Genomic DNA, 606 nt, shown 5'->3' with positions numbered 1-606 from the left:
CCTCCTAACTATCACTGGAATTCTACTTCCTTTCACACTTAGCTCGGTTTAGGGACCTTAGATGAAGATCTGGGCTGTTTCCCTTATGACCTTGGAGCTTAGCCCCCAAAGTCTGACTAGCACGTAAAAACTTCTTCCAGCATTCGGAGTTTGGTAAGAGTATCTACCAAAAGGCACGATATTCTTTCCAGTGCTCTACCTCTGGAAGTTTTAACGTGCCGCTAGCCCTAAAGCTATTTCGGGGAGAACCAGCTATTACCAAGCTCGTTTAGCTTTTCACTTCTTGCCACAGTTCATCCCAAGATATTGCACGGTCCACGGGTTCGGGCCTCCTTCCAACTTTCGTCGGAGTTCACCCTGACCATGGCAAGCTCGCTTGGCTTCGGGTCTCCGGCACCTTCTTAAACGCGCTGTTAACACTCGATTTCTCTTTGCCTCCAGGGTAGAACCCCTTTAGACAAAGAAAGTGCCGGAACTCGTTGGCTCGTTCTGCAAAAAGCACGCCGTCACCTTTTCACCCCGTTTAGGAGTGAAAATGGTTCCGACTCTTTGTGGGCACGATGGTTTCAGGTTCTATTTCATCGCCCTCACCGGGCTGCTTTTCAC

General features: G+C 49.3%; 1 rRNA gene. It reads right to left on the bottom strand.

The features are described from left to right. Window positions 1-606, bottom strand: a 23S ribosomal RNA gene (locus QMD66_07905); the annotation flags it as partial.

It is taken from the genome of Actinomycetota bacterium (genome assembly GCA_030018275.1).
Lineage (GTDB): Bacteria > Actinomycetota > Aquicultoria > Subteraquimicrobiales > Subteraquimicrobiaceae > Subteraquimicrobium.
This window is presented reverse-complemented; position numbering and strand designations above follow the sequence as displayed.